This window comes from Photobacterium phosphoreum, from assembly GCF_002954725.1.
Lineage (GTDB): Bacteria > Pseudomonadota > Gammaproteobacteria > Enterobacterales > Vibrionaceae > Photobacterium > Photobacterium phosphoreum.
Genome location: NZ_MSCQ01000002.1, coordinates 1201358 through 1219348, shown reverse-complemented (window position 1 = coordinate 1219348; position 17991 = coordinate 1201358). Strand labels below are relative to the sequence as shown.

Below are 17991 nucleotides of genomic sequence, written 5' to 3'. Positions count from 1 at the left end.
TGGTAAAGGCATAAATAAGATCAGTCTCTATAACCAACGCCTGACATGTAGACAATAGTGACGATACTCATCACCAAACAGATACATTAGTGCTTTTTCTTCAGGCTTAATCTGATAGTGATTAACCACTAACACAAAGGTTATCACCACAAAAACTGAGGATAACTCTCCACTGATAAACACTACCGTAATAAGCAATAATAATAAGCTAAGATACATTGGGTTACGACTATATTGATATATACCTCGCGTAACGAGTCGAGCTGTTTTTTCTGGTGTAAAAGGACTAATGGTTGTATCGGCTTTTGCTAACGCTAATATGGATAAAAAACCAATGGTCACCGTAATGATAATTAATGGGATAGTGATGATCCAAAGCGTCTTAAATTGCCATAATGGCAAAAACAACTTACATCCATACATAGCAAGTAATGCGATAACAACAAAGATAGGTGGGGGAATTTTCAAAAACACAATGACTTATCCTTCTATAATTGAACGTCATGTTAGTTATCAAGCTCCAAGTATTTTATCTCAGTTTACCCAAGAATAAGGTTGCCTCGATAGTTACCTACTTATAGCATAAGTCTTTTGGTTAAGAGTAATATCGGTTATGCAACAACTCAAATATATTCAAGGTTATCCTCCTCACCTCGTTGATCAAGTTCAGCAATTAATTGACAAAGACCAACTCAAAACATTGTTACTTAACCGTTACCCTGCACCGCATACCATTAAAACAGAAAAAGCCCTTTATGATTATGTTATTGAATTAAAAAATCAGTATTTAAAAAAATCGGCGCCAATCAGTAAAGTTGGCTATGACAATAAAATTAATGTTATAAATCATGCATTGGGTCTACATACATTTATTTCACGTGTGCATGGCAATAAACTCAAAGCCAAACATGAAATCAGAATCGCTACCATCTTTAAAGAGGCCCCACTGCCTTTTTTACGGATGATTGTTGTACACGAATTGGCACACTTAAAAGAAAAAGATCATAACAAAGCCTTTTATCAACTTTGCTGTCACATGGAACCGCAATACCATCAACTCGAATTTGATATGCGTATGTACCTAACACAAGTTGAACATTTTGGTTCTATTTACAATTAAGGTTATTATACTCACCATAGTGAAATAATGAGATAACATCATGCAACAAGAAGAATTTGAAACACTCGTAAAAGAATTAGCACAACTTGATTCAGTGTCAGCAATCCTTGAGGCACTAACAAACAATGAAGAGCCAGAAGTTGCAGATGCAGCAGCTGCATTAATTGGTCATTTTAGCTTAGCTGAGATTGACGGTGAAAAACGTATTTACCATGTATTTAGTCAAGAAAATGACCAAGGTGAACCTGAAGAGTTTGCAGAGTGGGTAATGAATGACGGCGATGAGATGATGCGTTTTATTGCTTGGTTCTTCTACACTACATTTGAAATTACTGACAAAGAAACCTACCAAGCAGCAGGTTGCGCCTACAAGCCAGTTAAACGCGGCTAACAACACTAAGAACGCTAACGGCAGTTTGTCGTTAGCGTTATAACATACAGCTATTTTTCATAATCGATAGCATAATCTTTATCTTGTTGAAAATACTTAGGATCCCAATTACATAACTGAATCATTGCTATAATAGCATCATACTCATCGTTGGTTTTTGCAACCAATAGCTGATGCTTAAAAAAAGTGAGCATGGTTGTATTTTGACGACTAAATAATGCATTGTTCATAATATTCTCTTTTATTACATTAAATCCCTCATTATTGTTACTCAATTACCCTAAAGCAAAAACAGAACATCTTTTTTATCTCTTTTCCTATTTTGGCTTTATTACTCCATAATTATGCACACAATGGCATTAATTGAGGAAATTTCAGGCGCAAATTTACGTCCATTATATTAAAATCTGACGATAAGAGCGCAGATTGAAGTTTCCGCAACAATATTGATAAAAAAACATCTCACCACTAACAGCTAATCGCTTTTTAGCCTACAATAACGACCAAAATATTAGGATTCAGGTATAGACATGAAAATTTGTTCAGTTGAACTACGTAGCAACGAAGCCATTATTTGCCTACTAACTTTAGAAGGTGGAATGATCGGTATTCCAGAGTGTCGCACTCAAAAGTTCATTATGGATAATTCTCTTGATAACCAAAAAATGAGAGATTTCCAATTTGCATTTAAAAAACTACTTGATGACTACAAAGTAGAAAAAGTAGTGATCCGTACACGTGAAACACGCGGAAAATTTGCAGGAAGCTCTGTCGGCTTTAAGCTTGAATCGGCTATCCAGTTAATTGATGATCTAGATGTTAACTTTATGTCTAATGCAGATATCAAAGAGAAATTAAAACGTAATCCGATGGCGATTGATTTCCGTGCAACAGGTTTACGTCAATTCCAAGAATCAGCATTTACAACAGGTTATGCGTTTCTTGGTCGTTAATAACGCACATATATAATAAAAAAGCCGACGTATTTTTATATACTTCGGCTTTTTTTTCATCCAACAAACTTAGATTACTTACCACTCTATTTTATTTTTTGTTGTCCTAACTCACCGTTATCCACATGAATAAACTTACATAATCCTAATAATTTCAAGACTGAAACCGCAATTAATGAGCGATAACCTTTATTACAATGCACAATATATTGCTGGTTATCATCGCCAGATTTAACTTGAAGAATATCAGCAACATGAGCCTTCGCATCAGATTCACTATAGTCACGAACATCCAATACGGGTGTATCATCACTATTTGGTAACAATGGCATTGTCGATAACGCTTCAGACTCTACATCATCGGTCATAATTGTAGCGTGTGAATAACCCAATTGATGGATGGTATCAAGAATGTGTTGACGAGAAACAACGTCTGTAATGACTTCAATGTCTATATTCTTATCTGGTAATAATAATTCTAACCAGTATTTAAACTCTGTACCGTGAAAGCCAACAAAGACACTGCCATCAATATGATGATTAATAAACGCTTCCTCTGAGCGAGTATCAATAATAATATGCTTACGATCGGTGAATATGTGCATTATTACATCCCTAATTATATTCAATAATGATTATATTTGGCTAATATTAACGCGTGATATATATAAATAAAACATATTAATAATCAACATCAATCATCCCCTATCGTAAGAATATTTTAACGCCTCCTCCATCACACTTAGATCACATTAATAGTGGTAATTTCATGCCAACGCCCAATATTATTTTGTTGCTTTATATATTTATCACTGTGCTGACTAACATAAAACAAGGCTGATTTTTTATTCATTTGGTGATGTGAATACAAACTATAATTATCAAGATAAGGTGCAATATCATTATTATTTTTAATTTTATCTGATGTTATTGCTGCGTATTGTCCATTATCCATCGGTATATACTGACCACTATTATCGGGTACGTATTGGCCACGGTTATCGGGTACGTATTGACCACTATTATCAGAATATTGGTGATGATCGCTGCCTTTACTCGGTGTATCAACATCACTGTTGTTATTCAATATATAAGGCAGCCCTTTATCTGTCGTCATTTTTGTATCATTGGCTAATAATACTTTAGCCATATGCGTATTTTTAGCCACTAAACCAACATCAACAAAATATTGTCCTTTCGCAATATGCGGGCTTAACTGGAAATGATCAGAGATCTTATATATTGGTGATTGATCTTCATAATGATTAGCTGGTAACCAATTTTTAATATTTGCAGTCGATGTATAATAAGCAACTATATCGCCATCCGTAGTACGTAATCGCCATGTTACTGGATAATTAGTATAACTCGGTGCGACACCTAAATTTTGCCACTGACTATTAATCGTTAATGTGCCACCTTGTGGAACCTCACGGCTATAATCTACTTGATTAAGTTGATATCTATAGCCTAATTTATTTAAAAAACCTTTAAGTAATGATTGATATTGTTCAGGAATTGGATGAGATTTAGCATTAATTAATGATGCATGCTCTTCTAATGCAAAATTAAAGGTTTTCTGAACCTGATCATACGTAAGGTGTAATGGATTACTCGTACGACTCCAATCTTGTAAGGAATCTTGACAAATTTCAAAATCAACTGCGGACTTCTTCCAGCGTTGAGTAAACAAAAAATCTGGCGCGATATTGGTATTAATATCTGAAGCATGAGCAATTAAATCAGGATAACCATTTTGCATTTCATTCCAACCTTCCCCCCAATCACCAAGACAATCCACTCGCCAACCAAAACCTCGTGTCGTAGCATAACTAAGAAAATCACCTTTATTGGTTCCTAGCATCGTTTTTGGGGTATGCGGAAAAGCATGAGACAACTCATCAATGTAAGGTTCTAAATCATGTAGTGTGTAGCCATTGTCGGTTAAACCTACACTCTGACTTGTTGATGGAGCATAACCTGAGAGATTCCATTCGCCCCATGTTCCCACCATACCCATATCAATACGTAATAATGCCTTATTATGATCATAACGCTTCCCTAACACATCAAGAAATTGCCGCATGCGATGAATAAATAATGGATTTTTAAACATATTTACAGCTTCTGAATCAGACAAATGACAACTACCACCATTTACCCCATGGCCATATAATTCTTGTACCAGCCAGCATGGAATCCCACTACTGTCTTTATTCACGTCAGGATCATAAATAGGATCATTTTTACCTCGCAGAGCCATAAATCGGATAACAACTTTTTTATTGACCGCTGCTGCAATTTTTAAAACACTATCAATTTTATCTTCCAGCATCTTTTCATTTAGCTGGGGATCAGTTGCCGTTGTTAATTGATCCCAGTACCAACGATAATACATCGTACTCGTATCTGGATACGATATTACAGGCGGACCCTCATAAAAAGGATTTTCTGGATCATTACTAACCACTCGCTCCAACTCAGTAAATCCAATCCCAGGATTAGTTAATATTTTGTTGCTTTGTTTAGGAATAACTATTGCTAAGTTATTATTATCCGTTAAAGTATGTATATGATTGTTATTCATAGTCGGATTTAATACAGATGAAGCAATTAGAAATGAAAGTAACGTTGAGCTCATTACACACCGCTTAATAAATGAAACCAATAAAAAATAATGCACTTAATACTAATTATATTAATAACACAGAAATATCACATGCTCATATTTGTTATTTTATATAAATAGAAAGTTTCACAAAAACCAACAATAAAATTTTATAAATTACAATTATAATTAATTCATATTTTCTTAATTGTCGTGTAAATATTTATAAAGACTATAATTATCTATCCAGAATAAATATATCTTACATACTAATAGCTCTTTATTGCATTAAAGAAATTTAATATATAAAGTATAAATAATTAGTAAATTAAGCAGTAAAAATATGGAATTTTTGTTATATTAACAACTTAATATCGTCAATATAAAGGAATACATGGATATAATCACTGAAATATTCACCTATTTATTAACCCACAAACTGCTCTTCACTGCATTAATCATTGCCGTTATTACTATTGTTCGGCGCATTATACTGTCTCAAGTTCGTGGTGATGATTTCTTTGTTACTGAAACACAGCGTAAATGGATGTCTCGTACCAAAAATGGCACCTTTATTTTAATGTTAGTGATCGTATTTGCCTTGTGGCGCTCAGAAATAAGTGAATTTGCTTTCTCTTTAACAGCGATAGCTGTTGCTATTGTTGTCGCCTCAAAAGAAATTATTCTGTGCTTTACTGGCTCAATACAACGTGCAAGTTCACGATCATTTCGTATTGGTGATTGGATAGAAGTTGGAAAAATTTGTGGCGAAGTGATTGAACACAATATGATGGCGACAGTGATTCAAGAAATAGATCTTCATCATGGGCAGTATCATTACACAGGGAAAACAGCCACCTTACCCAACAGCATGTTTTTCACGTATCCAGTGAAAAATCTTAATTTCATGAAACGTTATGTTTATCATAACTTTTCTATCGTCGTAAGAGACTTTGTTAATCTATATCCTCTTCTTCCGACGATAATTACTAAAATTGACCATCATAGCGAAGACTTTATTGACGTTGCCCGTCGTTATAATAGCGTGATAGAAAAGCATGCGGGGCTAGATCTTCCAGGTTCAGAACCTCATATCCATATTAGTAGTTCAAGTACTGGTGAACAAATCGTTCATTTTATGTTGTTTTGTCCAACAGAACGCGCAACCCACCTTGAACAAGATATTCGTCGTGATTTCATGGAAGAATATGAACGCGCCTTTCCCGCGAAAATAGCATAATCTGTGAATGGTAATTCAATCTCGAATTACCATTAATTCTATTCCGCGGTATGATTAATTCTCTAGTGTTACGGCAGCTTCAATACCATCATGCAATGCAATAAATTGCTGAGTTAATTTATGTTTAGGATCAAAGTAGAGCATTGGACATTGTTGATAATGCGATTCTTTCATTTTTATTGATTGAGGTAGATACGGTTCTAAAATAGGAAAGCCTAGCGTTTTAATCTCTTCGATAATTTGACGCGGAAACTTTGCTTGCGCGTTAAACATATTCACTACAATACCTTCTAACACTAAATCACGATTATGATCATCACGTAACTCGGCAAGATTATCCATTACCTTAATTAGAGCCTGCTGAGAGAAATTATCACAATCAAAAGGAATTAATAATTTATGGGCTGCAATTAAACCCGATTTAGTATAAAAGTTTAAATTAGGAGGGGTATCAATATAAATACGATCAAAATCTTCCGCTAAAGAATCTAATACGTCCCGTAGCTTATAAATTTTATAACGTCGTTCAAGTTCCACTTCTAACTTATCAAGTTTCGGGCTCGATGGAATAATGAATAAGTTATCATAAGCCGTTGGCTGAGGGTAATCACGTACAGGGGTCGATACAGCAAACCAAGACGCGGTTTGATTGAGGAGTTCAGCAATAGTTTTATCATTCGGCTGATTAATATCAACCCCTAAATAGGCACTGCTATTACCTTGTACATCAAGATCTATCACCAATGTTTTATAGCCCTTAGCTGCGCTGATTGCGGCTAAATTGACTGTGATACTTGACTTACCAACACCGCCTTTTTGATTGAAAATAATCCGACGCATTTATTTCATCCTTGATCGCCAATAACGAGCAACAACTATACACACTCACGCATATAGTTGTTAGTTAAAGATATCATGAAAATTAATATTGTATACGCCGTATTTTATTTGTTACTACGGTTTGTTAAATTTGATACAACTCTAGTGGTAAGCCATCAGGATCATTAAAAAAAGTAAAGGCTTTATTTGTAAGTTCATCAATACGGATCGGTTCAACCACTACCCCGTTAGCTTCTAGATAACGCACAATGGCTGCGATATCATCCACCGCAAAAGCCAAATGGCGTAACCCTTGTGCTTCAGGGTAGCTCGGACGTTGCGGAGCACCATTAAATGAAAATAACTCTATTTGACTATTATCTGGTAATTTTAGATCTAATTTATATGAATCACGATCTTCACGATAAGTTTCACACACAATTTCTAATTGTAATAACTGTGAGTAAAAGGCTTTTGAGCGCGTATAATTACTGCAGATAATCGCGACATGATGAATTGCTTTTAACATTATTATTCTGCCATTATTGTGGGGCCATTGGGCTCATCAAGAGTATAAAAAGGGGCAAGTAAGTGAGGGTTACGACTAATATCGAGATGATTAATCAGCGTATCATCATAATTCAAATACGTTAGCAGCGGATTATGGCTAACATCAAGATTCGTTAATTGATTTGATGATAAATCTAATGTTTTTAAATGTGTTAAATAGCGCACCTCTCGTGCATCTCTTATCTTAAAATGACTACATTCTAATGTGGTGATCTGCTGAAGATCTTGTTTACCCTGTGTAGCAACGCAGCGCTGAAAATTAGGATCCATAAACGTTAATGCGTTTAATTGAGGTGATAGTGCGCACCCCACCAGACCTGAGCCAATCATAATCGTCATGGCTGTTTTCCATAAATAGTGATGTTTACGTTTTACCACCTTACTGATCCTGTCTCAATGGGCGGATCACTGATTCTAAGCCTTCTATTTTAAACTCAAGTGCTAATGCCATTAATATGCCTAATTGCCCTTCTGGAAAACCTTGCTTTTGAAACCACAGAAGATATTCATCGGGTAAATCAATCAATACACGACCAGCATATTTACCAAACGGCATTTTCATATTCGCTAATTGAATAAGATGTTGTTTTTGAAACATAACTACCACACTAATGAGATTAATAACTTATATGGCGTTTTGCATAAACAATGACACGCCTTGAGCCGATATATTGATATAATTATTTGTTATATGAAATAATATATACCATGAGGAAATTTACTTAATTAATATCCTATTATTTAATAAGTGAACATTTACATTTTTAGCGATCTTTGTCACACTTGGCGTCCGTTTTTTTCACTACTACCAAACGGATATGATTGGTAATCAATTAACCTTTTTCGTATCCCTGTTTATATGCAGATTACCAGCATAAAAGATAACTTAAATCTCAACACCTTACAGTACATCCTAATACATAAGATTAAGAGAATATCCATGAAAAAAACGCTACTAACAACACTATTTATTGCAACAATATTAACGGGCTGTGCAGGCACACCTAAAAATACAGCAGATCTTGTTAATACATGGACAGTTAGCGCTATCGATGGCTATACCCAACCAGTAGATGCTTTAACCATCAAGCCACAACTACAGATTAATAAAAACCTTAATGTTAGCTACTCTGGCTGTAATACGTTAACCGGTAAAATACGCATCACCGCTCAAGATCTTACCACTAAAAATTTAGCATCAACTCAAAAAATGTGCATTCAAAATGAACAAGCGACTGTTGATGGGTTTGTCAAACAAATGCTAACAGGTCCTTCTAAATTTTTAGTCAATAATAATACTTTGATCTTAAGTTCAGATAACCATACCGTGACATTTAAGCGCGCTGAAAAGAAATAACGTTATTATTATCCACAATAATAACGTTATTATTGTGGATTTTCTTTTTATGGCCATTCATTACGTACCAGGTATAGCTAATAATTCGCTGACAATACGCTTTAATAAAAACGTTTCTCGCTCAATGGACATGCCTTTCTTGTCTGAATGTAACATCGTCTGTTCGTTATGAGCAATAGCATCAAAAATATTGATCCATACAGGCTTCATTCCATTTTTCTGCTCATAATCCTCCAGCCGCGTAGATCCTAATTGAGCATCAATTTTACACACGTAGCAAAATGACTCCATGTGGACAATATCATGTTCAGGTTTATGCCAAGGTCTATATTCTTCATATAGACCAAACGGTTCAATATCATGAATATTCATCGCGCCCGTTTCTTCTTCTAATTCTCGAATTAGCCCTTGGATCTGATCTTCCCCTGCATCAATACCACCGCCGGGTAAGGTATAGTCATGGTAACGTGCAGTGTACAACATCAAAATATTGTCACCATTAAGTACAATCGCACGGGTTGCTTGACGATGATATATTGTCAATGCTGGAGATTGAAGATCAAGGTGGATTAAATCAGTGTGAACTGACGATTTTAAAAAACGCATCAATATTTACTCTTTCTATATTGCAAGCCAATAACCTACCGAATTAGTACTTAAAATACGAACCTCACCACAAAAAAAGCCTCCATAGCTGGAGGCTTTTTTGTAGTAAGCACTAACTACCAATTAAACAGTTTATTGAAAAAACCTTCAACTTTATGTTTCACTTTTTCAGCTTGGCAATTCTGTTTAAGATCACCATGCGGGTCCCAAATAGGCATTCGGGTTTTGCCGGTGCAACTTGGAATATATTCACCGTCAGCGGCAATCTGATAATTTTCAGCTTCAATATTTGCCGGTTGACGTAACAATAGCGGCTCAGGTTTACGGTGTTGAATATAATCCGTATAAAGACGCAATGCACCACTAGCTCCAGTTAAATGGGTACTCTTATTATCATCTCGCCCCATCCAAACCGTCACCACTTCACGGCCATCGATACCGACATACCAGCTATCACGGCCATTATTTGTGGTACCAGTCTTACCCGCTAAATGGGTATTAGGGAATAGTTTATTCAGTGAATGGGCAGTACCAAACTTAACCGTATCTTGCAATGCAAACATCGTTAGCCATGCTGCTTGCGGTGGCACAACTTCAGCCGCTTTCGGCCAATTTTGGTACAGAACCTTACCATTTTCATCAACCACAGCATTCAAGGCAGTTAACGGTGCTAAATAGCCTTCATTACCAATACCTTGATACATTTGTGCGACATCTAACGGTGATAAGGTAATTGAACCAAGGAATAATGAAGGTACTTGGGGAATACTCTCCCGTGGAATACCTAACTTCGTCAGCGTATCGGTTACCTTATCAACACCTATCGCCATGCCTAAGTTCACCGTCGGCACATTGTATGATTTAGCCAGTGCAACAAATAACGGCACTTCACCACGGTATTTACGATCGTAGTTTCGTGGGCTCCATACGGCACCATCATGCATGTTAATCGATAACGGCTGATCTTTCAGTGAAGTTGCCAAGCTAAATCTAGCCGGATTTTCTAATGCAGAAAGATATAACGCAGGCTTAATGACTGATCCCACTTGACGTTGAGCATTAATCGCGCGGTTATAACCTGCAAATCCCGGTTTATCACCACCGATCATGGCACGGATTTCACCGGTTGTGCGATCGACAATCACCACTGCGGTTTGTAAATCTTTACCTGCCCGTTTTTGCACTTCAGGCATCACTTTCGCAACAGCCTCTTCTGCTAACTTTTGTGATTGAGGATCAAGGGAAGTAAAAATACGTAATCCTTTACCGGCTTCAAAAGCAGCCCCTGCTTTTTGTTCAAGTTCCGTTTTAATTTGATCAAAGTAAGCTGGTTGACGCTTTGCTAATTGTCCTTTTACCTGAATATCTAACGGTAATTTAATCGCAGCTTGATAAGCATCATCGCTAATTTCACCGTCTTTATTCATTAAACTCAGCACAATATTGCGACGTTCTTTAGCGCGTTCAGGATGACGCCAAGGGTTGTAATAAGTCGGCCCTTTTACCATTCCAATTAATAGTGCTAATTGATCAACCCGCAATTCTGATAATGGACGGTCAAAGTAATAACGTGATGCTAAAGCAAAACCATGAATACCATAGCCACCAAACTGGGCCAGATACACTTGGTTCATGTAAGCATCAAGGACTTCATGTTTGCCATAGCGAGTATCAATGATGATCGCCATGTAAGCTTCTTTAAATTTACGCCAGAATGTACGCTGGCTGCTTAAAAACATATTTTTAGCAAGCTGCTGCGTCAACGTACTGCCACCTTGAACCGTATGACCAGCTTTAATATTGGCAATGAATGCGCGTGCAATACCGACTAATGAAATCCCATCATGTTCATAAAAATGGCGATCTTCAGTATCGATTAAACCTGCCACTAACAATTTAGGCATTTTATCTTCAGGCAAATAAATACGTTGTTCGTCTGAATGGGCTTCTAGCATCCCTAACATCTTGGGATCAATATGCAAAAAGCCTAATTCTTTATTAGAGTCTAAATCCATGATGCTCGTTATGCTGTTATTATTAAACGATACCGACACATGGCGAGCCCCTTCAGGCCCTTCTTTAAAATTAAACGGGCGACGTACAAAATCAACTTTCCAACCATTCGCGGCATATTCACCACTTTGATCAGGCTTCGCGACTTTTTGATACCCTAATACTTTAAGTTCATTCACCAAGGTATTATAAGTTATCGGTGCACCTGGCTGTAATGCCATCTCACGCGCATAAACAACAGACGGTAGTTGCCATAATTGACCCGCAAATTTAGCACTAATTTGTTGGTTTAAGTCATAACCTAAATAAGCCATACCCGCAGTACCGATTAATGTTGCACCAATTAAGGCACGTACAATAACACTACGTTTTTTCTTCATTTGAGGCGCTTGAGAGGGTGATTGTTGATTATTTGACGTCATAAGCCTGTTCAATGTAATAAGTTCGTCGTCACCATAGATGAGATTATCAGGAGACCAACGTATAATTGGTGAAGCATTCGCTAAATGAGATCAGTGCCTACACACTGACATTAATAGAATTAACATACCTAAGTATGCAAATCTGGTTGTCATCACGTTGTCAGATATTCTTGCGTCAACCTATCAGTTTGGGTTTTATTAGCCTTTTGTGCCCAAATACTCCAAAATACTCACCTTGATAATTCGCCAAATGATCAATCCTGATCGGCGTCGTGGTATCTGCGAGAAATTATATGCAACGTGATTATACCTTAAACTGCCTTTTAACCATGCCTCGACATGAATTAGAAGAATTTAGCCTTCGCGTAATAGGTCGTATGGTACCAGAAGATGTGATGCAGGAAATATTTACCTTTGATCAAGAAGAAATTGACAGCGACGAACGTCTAAAATCAACCCAGTTTGATGCAATGTTACGAATGACGGCGATTGCATTAGGGGAAGTTAATGTCGCATTTTCTGATTCTGACAATGCGCAGCAAAACAGTGAACGCATGATCCGTTTACTATTATGGCATTTTTATGCCATCTCTTTTCAATTAGAAGAAGCGGTGACATTAGAACAACATTGCGCAGAAGTTGAGAAGATTTTAGCCAACGCACCTGATAATGCTTTTGGTTGGGTGAGTGTATTAACAGAATTACTGCACCGTTATGCGACATTAAACGAACAAAAGAGTCCATCATAATAATTCATTAGCACTATAAATTTATTGGTACTATACGGTGTTAATAACAAAAAGGCGTACCCTTCTAGGTACGCCTTTTTTTAATGCTTAATTGCCGATCTTTTATCGTGAATTACACATCACTATTAATAATCGAAATCACTGTACTCCGGACTATCGAAACGCGAACGTGTTACACGACGTTTCTTCTTACCACGAGATTGCTGATCTAAATCCTGAAAGTCATCTGCAAACTCAGAATTTAACTTTGATTTGCTACCTTTGTGAAATTTTTGGTTTATCTTAGCCATTTACGTTTCCTGACCTACATCCAGAGTAGATAATTATTAAAATAGAACACAGGCAATTGTAATGTTCTATTGTGACAAAACAGTGCTAAGTTAATATAAAAAACATGACAGACAATCCGGTCCATGGTTCATTGTTTCTTACCTTAGCAGCATTTTTTCTTAGACTAATTCAGGAATTCGCTCCCGTACAACAAGTTATTTTACTGGTAATAATAAATAATTTAACTTAAATGCTTTCGATCACATTCTTGAATGGCACATCGACAATTGCATTTATCAATGCTTCTTTATCACTCGCTTCACGCCATACTAAATATAGGCTCTGTTCCATAATTGGAGCATCTTCAACAACATACAATTCACCTAATGCTGCGCTATTAGCAACAACTGGCGATGGGAAATAGCCGACACCACCATTTTCCAAAATATAATCTAATGCCATTTTACATGAATGCGTATGCAATATAGGTGTACGCTGTAATTCCGGTATACGACTGTGTTCAACAGAGAATCGCGTGCCCCAATCAAGATAAATAAGTGGAATATCACGCACACTATGCACATCACAGTGTGGTTGGTTAGTCACTAACTGTAATTGATAGTCACGCACTTTTTGGACATGTAAATTTTCAATTTTGGGAGGTTCACTGGTAATAAACAAATCAATGCTTTTATCAAACAATCGTTTTGCCATTCCTTCTCGTTTCACTGACTCTAAACGTAACGCAAGTCCAGGTACTGTCGCATAAATACGATTGATCCAAGCAGATATACCGTCAAACTCCCAAAATAAAGGTGAAGCACCAATTGCCAATTGAGTATTTAAACTATCCGTTAAAGCAACATCTTGTTTAGCCCGTCCCCAAGTTTGCAAAATAGCCTCAGCATAAGGCTGCAAACGCTCACCAGCAGCAGTAAGGTGCACATTTCCACGTTGACGAGAAAATAGCGGATTACCTAATTGTGACTCAAGCTGGCGGATACGGAAGCTGACGGCTGATTGGGTTAAATATAAGTTATCAGCAGCACGACCAAAGTGACGAGTTTTGGTAACTTCTAAGAATGTTTTAAGTAATTCAGTATCCACGGCAAAATTCTCAATAATAAGAGTAGGTTAAATAGAAAAACAATTGTATATATATGGCATTATATCGCGAATAGATTCAATGTTCATACCTTGCGAAATAGTACAATCTATTATCACTGAATATTAATCAAATATTTTCATCTTAACAATAAAAAATAATTGATTTACAACATTGCAAGTCTGGATAAATATCAGCGCAAATCACATCAAGGACTTTATGAATGAGAAGTGAAGGTAAATTTTACGACGATAAAAACTTCCCACGCGGCTTTAACCGCTCAGGGGTTTTTACTATTAGTGAAACCAGCGTATTAGAAAACTATGGACGTTCTATGCGTGCGCTCTTTGACGGCACCACCCAACCGATTGATGACTCAGAAATTCAGTTTTTAGCTGAAGTGCAAGGTCAACAACAAGCGGTGTCTGAGTTTGGAAAGTGCTGGATTAAATACCTAAACCATACCAGTCATAAAACACGTAGTTATACATTATGTGTTTCACAACGAGCTCATACGACAGGCTCATACGGTGATGATGATGATAGCGATAGTGGTACTGATAACGACCTTGATTATTAGACAACACTTTTAGAAACGGATTTTCAAGACAATCGCCAACAAAATGAAGCCATCCCACTCTGTGTGATGGCTTATTTCTTATATTAGCCTGCGTTCCAATTTAGCAGGCCACTTTTTGGTATAGCTATGAAAATTTGTTTTGTTATGTATCCGTGGGAACGCGTTGAAGCAGAAAACGACTCTACTTTACGTTTGATTCACGAAGCCGCAAGCCGCGGTCACACGGTTGCCATTACAACACCGAGTAACTTAACCATGCGCGACAGTATGGCAATTGCTTTCTGTAACGTATTAAAAAAAGGTGAAGTCTCAAACAATATTCCAAGCTTCTACCGTAAAGCTGAATTTAATAACGCCGAGCTACCATTAGCGGGCTTTGACGTTATTTTTATGCGCGCTAACCCGCCATTAGACACGATGGCACTGAACTTCCTTGACTCAGTGCGTGACCATACGTTTATCGTTAACGATATCGACGGTCTACGTGTAGCAAATAATAAACTTTATACCGCTTCATTGCCTGATCCAAACAAAGAATTTATCCCTGTTACTCACGTTTCTAAAAACCGCGAATATCTTGAGCGTGTACTTGATGAATCACCTCACGAACGCATGATCCTAAAACCACTTAATGGTTACGGCGGTAAGGGTGTTATCTTAATTGAAAAAAGCGCTAAATCGAGCGTGAAATCACTCTTAGATTTTTACATTGGTGATGATCAGAACTACGTTATCCTGCAAGACTACATTGAAGGCGCAGAAGAAGGTGACGTACGTATTATGTTGCTTAATGGTGAGCCTATTGGTGCTATGCGTCGTGTGCCAGCAGAAGGCGATGTACGCTCAAATATTCATGCCGGCGGTCGCGAAGTTAAGCACGTATTAACTAAACAAGAACTTGCTTTATGTAAACACATTGGTCCTAAATTGGTCCGTGATGGTCTGTACTTCGTTGGCCTCGACGTTATTAACGGTAAATTAGTTGAAGTTAACGTTTTAAGCCCTGGTGGTATTACCCGTATTAACCGTCTAAATCGCGTTAAATTGCAACGTGATGTACTCGATTTTGTTGAAAGCGTTGTGATGGCAAAAGAAGTTGGCATTACACGCAAAAATGATTTTCGGAAGGTAATTGCAGATGCTGCTTACTGAGTTAGAAATTGTAGAAAAAATCCGTAGTCTTACGCCATTTGAGGCCCATCGTGACGATGGTAGCTTGATGATTCGCATTAGTGAATATCAGCCTTATATCGCCACTGCAATCCATAACGGTCATCAACTGCGTCAATCACTGCAATCACAGTGTGCACTAACAGAAGAAGAGCGTTATTTTGAAGAAGATCCGTTTACAGGAGACTTCATTTCTTCACTACCGATTGTATTGCAAGGTGAAGACTCGCGTTATGAATACGATCTTAACCGTGCGCCAGATAATTGTATCTATGATGATGCATGGGGTAAAAAGGTTTGGCTAGCGCCTCTCAGTGATGCTGAGCGTGAAATAACCTTGGCTAAACACCAAAGTTACTATCGCATTCTACAGTGCTTAGTTGAGACCTTAGAGCTGCAATTCGGTTTGTGCCTAATTTACGATATTCATTCGTACAACTACCAACGTATTGATACTGCAACACCGACATTTAATGTAGGTACAATGCAGGTTAACCGTCGTCGTTGGCGTAAAGAAATCGATGTTTTGCTTGACGGGCTTAACAATGTTGAATTGCCAAATATTGATGTTATTGCGCTTGAGAATGATATTTTCAAAGGTTTAGGCTACCAAGCCGCTTTCATTAAACAACACTTCAAAAACACCTTAATTATGCCCATTGAGGTGAAAAAGATTTTCATGAACGAAGAAGGCGGTGAAGCCTACCCTCTAGTGATTGAAAAGTTGAAAGAGTCGATGAAGACAGTGATCACTGAACATGCAGCGTTCACTATCACTAAGCGCACCAAGGCCAAAGGGCTTACTGGTAGCGATGTCTTAGCATCGAACCTTTCGAAAGAAGTGATTAACCTTGATCGTCAGTTGTACAAAATAGCAAAAGGTATCAATACATTAAGCTATATAAATCCAACTAACTTAAAGCAAGAAAAAAAACGCTTCTTAAGTAAACCATACAGCTACCAACCACAGTTTACTTATCGTCAACTGGATTTGGATCCGTATAAGTTCCGTGAGCAGCTTTATCGCTTGCCTGTTGAAACGATCCGAGATGCTGACGTACAAAAAATGTACCGAAAAGTCATCGATCAGTTAGCGGTACGTATTGATTTACTTTGCAGTATTGGTACTGACGAGTTTTTATATAACTCATTACGTTACTATGGTCAGCCAGATGAACGTGATATCGCCAATGCAAAATTTATTCTGCATGCGTGTGAATATAAAGAACAACAGCCCGCTAACATCAGTGCTAAAGAAGCAATAGAAGCTTTTAAAGTAGCAGCGGCTGAATATAATATTCCGTGTAAAGTGGTATCATCAAAGCAGTTAATTGCTCGCGCGATGGTGAGTGGTAAGGTTATTAAGGTCAATCCAAACAGTCGCTTTACCCAAGGTGATCTAGATGCATTGATCCACCACGAACTAGGTGTACACCTTGTCACCTCTGTCAATGCTGAACGACAGCCACTTAAAATATTGCAATTAGGCTTACCGGGTAATACTCATACTCAAGAAGGTCTAGCGATTTTATGTGAGCATTTATCTGGCAGCTTCCCACTTCATCGTCTAAAAACATTGGCGTTACGTGTGGTTGCAGTCGAAATGATGGTCAATGGTGATAGCTTTAACGACTGTTTTAATAGCTTGCGTCATGATTATGACGTCTGTGATGACGAAGCCTTTACCATTACTGCTCGAGCGTATCGTGGCGGTGGTTTTACTAAAGACTTCCTCTATCTACGTGGCTTAAAAGATGCGATTCAGGCATATAAAACGGAAGATCTAACCTCATTATTCATTGGTAAAACAGGGTTTGAATTTAAACCATTACTTGATGAGTTAATTGAGCGCGGTATTCTTAAAACGCCAAGCTTTATGCCAAAAGCACTTGCGATTGAAGCAAAGATTGATCCAGTAATGGATTTTATGCTGAACTCTATTCGTTAGATTTTGGTTATAAATCGATAATCTTTTATTGTTACTGATAAAAAAGACAAAAAAAGCGACCATAATGGTT

Annotated in this window: 21 protein-coding genes; 9 read left to right on the top strand and 12 right to left on the bottom strand. The window is 37.3% G+C overall.

Annotated elements, in window-relative coordinates:
* Positions 1-27 precede the first annotated feature (27 nt).
* A complete protein-coding gene (locus BTO21_RS17285; RefSeq protein WP_045029468.1) occupies positions 28-474 on the bottom strand; it encodes a methyltransferase family protein in 447 nt (148 codons plus the stop codon).
* A gap of 139 nt (positions 475-613) precedes the next feature.
* Here BTO21_RS17285 and BTO21_RS17280 point away from each other — a divergent pair, with 139 nt between their 5' ends.
* Both BTO21_RS17280 and BTO21_RS17275 read left to right on the top strand, forming a co-directional pair.
* Positions 614-1120: a M48 metallopeptidase family protein gene (locus tag BTO21_RS17280; RefSeq protein WP_045029466.1), complete on the top strand. Its 507-nt coding sequence runs from the start codon at positions 614-616 to the stop codon at positions 1118-1120.
* Between the two features lie 40 nt (positions 1121-1160).
* Positions 1161-1511, top strand: a complete 351-nt coding sequence (locus tag BTO21_RS17275) for a hypothetical protein (protein WP_045029465.1) — start codon at positions 1161-1163, stop codon at positions 1509-1511.
* Positions 1512-1561: 50 nt separating this feature from the next.
* On the opposite strand, the gene BTO21_RS17270 is transcribed toward BTO21_RS17275, so the two are convergent.
* Complete coding sequence (locus BTO21_RS17270) at positions 1562-1741, bottom strand: hypothetical protein (RefSeq protein ID WP_045029463.1); 180 nt, start codon at positions 1739-1741, stop codon at positions 1562-1564.
* Between the two features lie 300 nt (positions 1742-2041).
* Between BTO21_RS17270 and BTO21_RS17265 the strand changes: the two genes are divergently transcribed.
* A complete protein-coding gene (locus tag BTO21_RS17265; RefSeq protein ID WP_045029462.1) occupies positions 2042-2464 on the top strand; it encodes a DUF3010 family protein in 423 nt (140 codons plus the stop codon).
* 86 nt (positions 2465-2550) lie between these two features.
* Here BTO21_RS17265 and BTO21_RS17260 read toward each other — a convergent pair whose 3' ends face one another.
* Together BTO21_RS17260 and BTO21_RS17255 are read right to left on the bottom strand one after the other, a co-directional pair.
* Positions 2551-3069, bottom strand: coding sequence for a rhodanese-like domain-containing protein (locus BTO21_RS17260; protein ID WP_045029460.1), 519 nt, complete (start codon positions 3067-3069; stop codon positions 2551-2553).
* A gap of 137 nt (positions 3070-3206) precedes the next feature.
* A complete protein-coding gene (locus BTO21_RS17255) occupies positions 3207-5105 on the bottom strand; it encodes a DUF4832 domain-containing protein (RefSeq protein WP_105026933.1) in 1899 nt (632 codons plus the stop codon).
* A 361-nt stretch (positions 5106-5466) separates the two neighbouring features.
* Here BTO21_RS17255 and BTO21_RS17250 point away from each other — a divergent pair, with 361 nt between their 5' ends.
* On the top strand, positions 5467-6312 hold the full coding sequence (locus BTO21_RS17250; RefSeq protein WP_045029455.1) for a mechanosensitive ion channel family protein: 846 nt from the start codon (positions 5467-5469) through the stop codon (positions 6310-6312).
* Positions 6313-6366: 54 nt separating this feature from the next.
* Here BTO21_RS17250 and BTO21_RS17245 read toward each other — a convergent pair whose 3' ends face one another.
* The 4 genes from BTO21_RS17245 to BTO21_RS17230 all read right to left on the bottom strand — a co-directional run bounded on the left by BTO21_RS17245 (position 6367) and on the right by BTO21_RS17230 (position 8299).
* On the bottom strand, positions 6367-7152 hold the full coding sequence (locus BTO21_RS17245) for a ParA family protein (protein ID WP_045029454.1): 786 nt from the start codon (positions 7150-7152) through the stop codon (positions 6367-6369).
* 124 nt (positions 7153-7276) lie between these two features.
* Entirely contained in the window at positions 7277-7660 is a 384-nt protein-coding gene (gene gloA2, locus BTO21_RS17240; protein WP_045029452.1) for an SMU1112c/YaeR family gloxylase I-like metalloprotein, read from the bottom strand.
* A gap of 2 nt (positions 7661-7662) precedes the next feature.
* The gene (locus tag BTO21_RS17235) at positions 7663-8079 is read right to left on the bottom strand and encodes a leucine-rich repeat domain-containing protein (protein WP_105026932.1); all 417 of its coding nucleotides are present in this window, start codon (positions 8077-8079) and stop codon (positions 7663-7665) included.
* Between the two features lies 1 nt (position 8080).
* On the bottom strand, positions 8081-8299 hold the full coding sequence (locus BTO21_RS17230) for a DUF3820 family protein (RefSeq protein ID WP_045029451.1): 219 nt from the start codon (positions 8297-8299) through the stop codon (positions 8081-8083).
* 342 nt (positions 8300-8641) lie between these two features.
* On the opposite strand from BTO21_RS17230, the gene BTO21_RS17225 reads away from it, so the two are divergent.
* On the top strand, positions 8642-9058 hold the full coding sequence (locus tag BTO21_RS17225) for an META domain-containing protein (protein WP_045029449.1): 417 nt from the start codon (positions 8642-8644) through the stop codon (positions 9056-9058).
* Between the two features lie 60 nt (positions 9059-9118).
* Here BTO21_RS17225 and BTO21_RS17220 read toward each other — a convergent pair whose 3' ends face one another.
* Together BTO21_RS17220 and mrcB are read right to left on the bottom strand one after the other, a co-directional pair.
* Positions 9119-9664 (bottom strand): NUDIX hydrolase, encoded by a 546-nt coding sequence (locus tag BTO21_RS17220; RefSeq protein ID WP_045029448.1) that lies wholly within the window; start codon positions 9662-9664, stop codon positions 9119-9121.
* A gap of 116 nt (positions 9665-9780) precedes the next feature.
* A complete protein-coding gene (gene mrcB, locus BTO21_RS17215; RefSeq protein WP_045029446.1) occupies positions 9781-12099 on the bottom strand; it encodes a penicillin-binding protein 1B in 2319 nt (772 codons plus the stop codon).
* Positions 12100-12392: 293 nt separating this feature from the next.
* Between mrcB and BTO21_RS17210 the strand changes: the two genes are divergently transcribed.
* Positions 12393-12848 carry a hypothetical protein gene (locus BTO21_RS17210; protein WP_045029444.1) on the top strand — a complete coding sequence of 152 codons (456 nt, stop codon included), beginning with the start codon at positions 12393-12395 and terminating at the stop codon, positions 12846-12848.
* Positions 12849-12973: 125 nt separating this feature from the next.
* Here the strand turns inward: BTO21_RS17210 and BTO21_RS20125 are convergent, their stop codons facing one another.
* Both BTO21_RS20125 and hdfR read right to left on the bottom strand, forming a co-directional pair.
* The gene (locus tag BTO21_RS20125; RefSeq protein WP_170064528.1) at positions 12974-13138 is read right to left on the bottom strand and encodes a hypothetical protein; all 165 of its coding nucleotides are present in this window, start codon (positions 13136-13138) and stop codon (positions 12974-12976) included.
* 226 nt (positions 13139-13364) lie between these two features.
* A complete protein-coding gene (hdfR, locus tag BTO21_RS17205; protein WP_045029442.1) occupies positions 13365-14225 on the bottom strand; it encodes an HTH-type transcriptional regulator HdfR in 861 nt (286 codons plus the stop codon).
* 221 nt (positions 14226-14446) lie between these two features.
* Between hdfR and BTO21_RS17200 the strand changes: the two genes are divergently transcribed.
* The 3 genes from BTO21_RS17200 to BTO21_RS17190 all read left to right on the top strand — a co-directional run bounded on the left by BTO21_RS17200 (position 14447) and on the right by BTO21_RS17190 (position 17921).
* Positions 14447-14803 carry a MaoP family protein gene (locus BTO21_RS17200; RefSeq protein ID WP_045029440.1) on the top strand — a complete coding sequence of 119 codons (357 nt, stop codon included), beginning with the start codon at positions 14447-14449 and terminating at the stop codon, positions 14801-14803.
* Positions 14804-14929: 126 nt separating this feature from the next.
* Positions 14930-15955, top strand: a complete 1026-nt coding sequence (gshB, locus tag BTO21_RS17195) for a glutathione synthase (RefSeq protein ID WP_045029438.1) — start codon at positions 14930-14932, stop codon at positions 15953-15955.
* The gene (locus tag BTO21_RS17190) at positions 15942-17921 is read left to right on the top strand and encodes a flavohemoglobin expression-modulating QEGLA motif protein (protein ID WP_045029436.1); all 1980 of its coding nucleotides are present in this window, start codon (positions 15942-15944) and stop codon (positions 17919-17921) included. The genes gshB and BTO21_RS17190 overlap by 14 nt, the downstream gene beginning before the upstream one ends.
* Positions 17922-17991 lie beyond the last annotated feature (70 nt).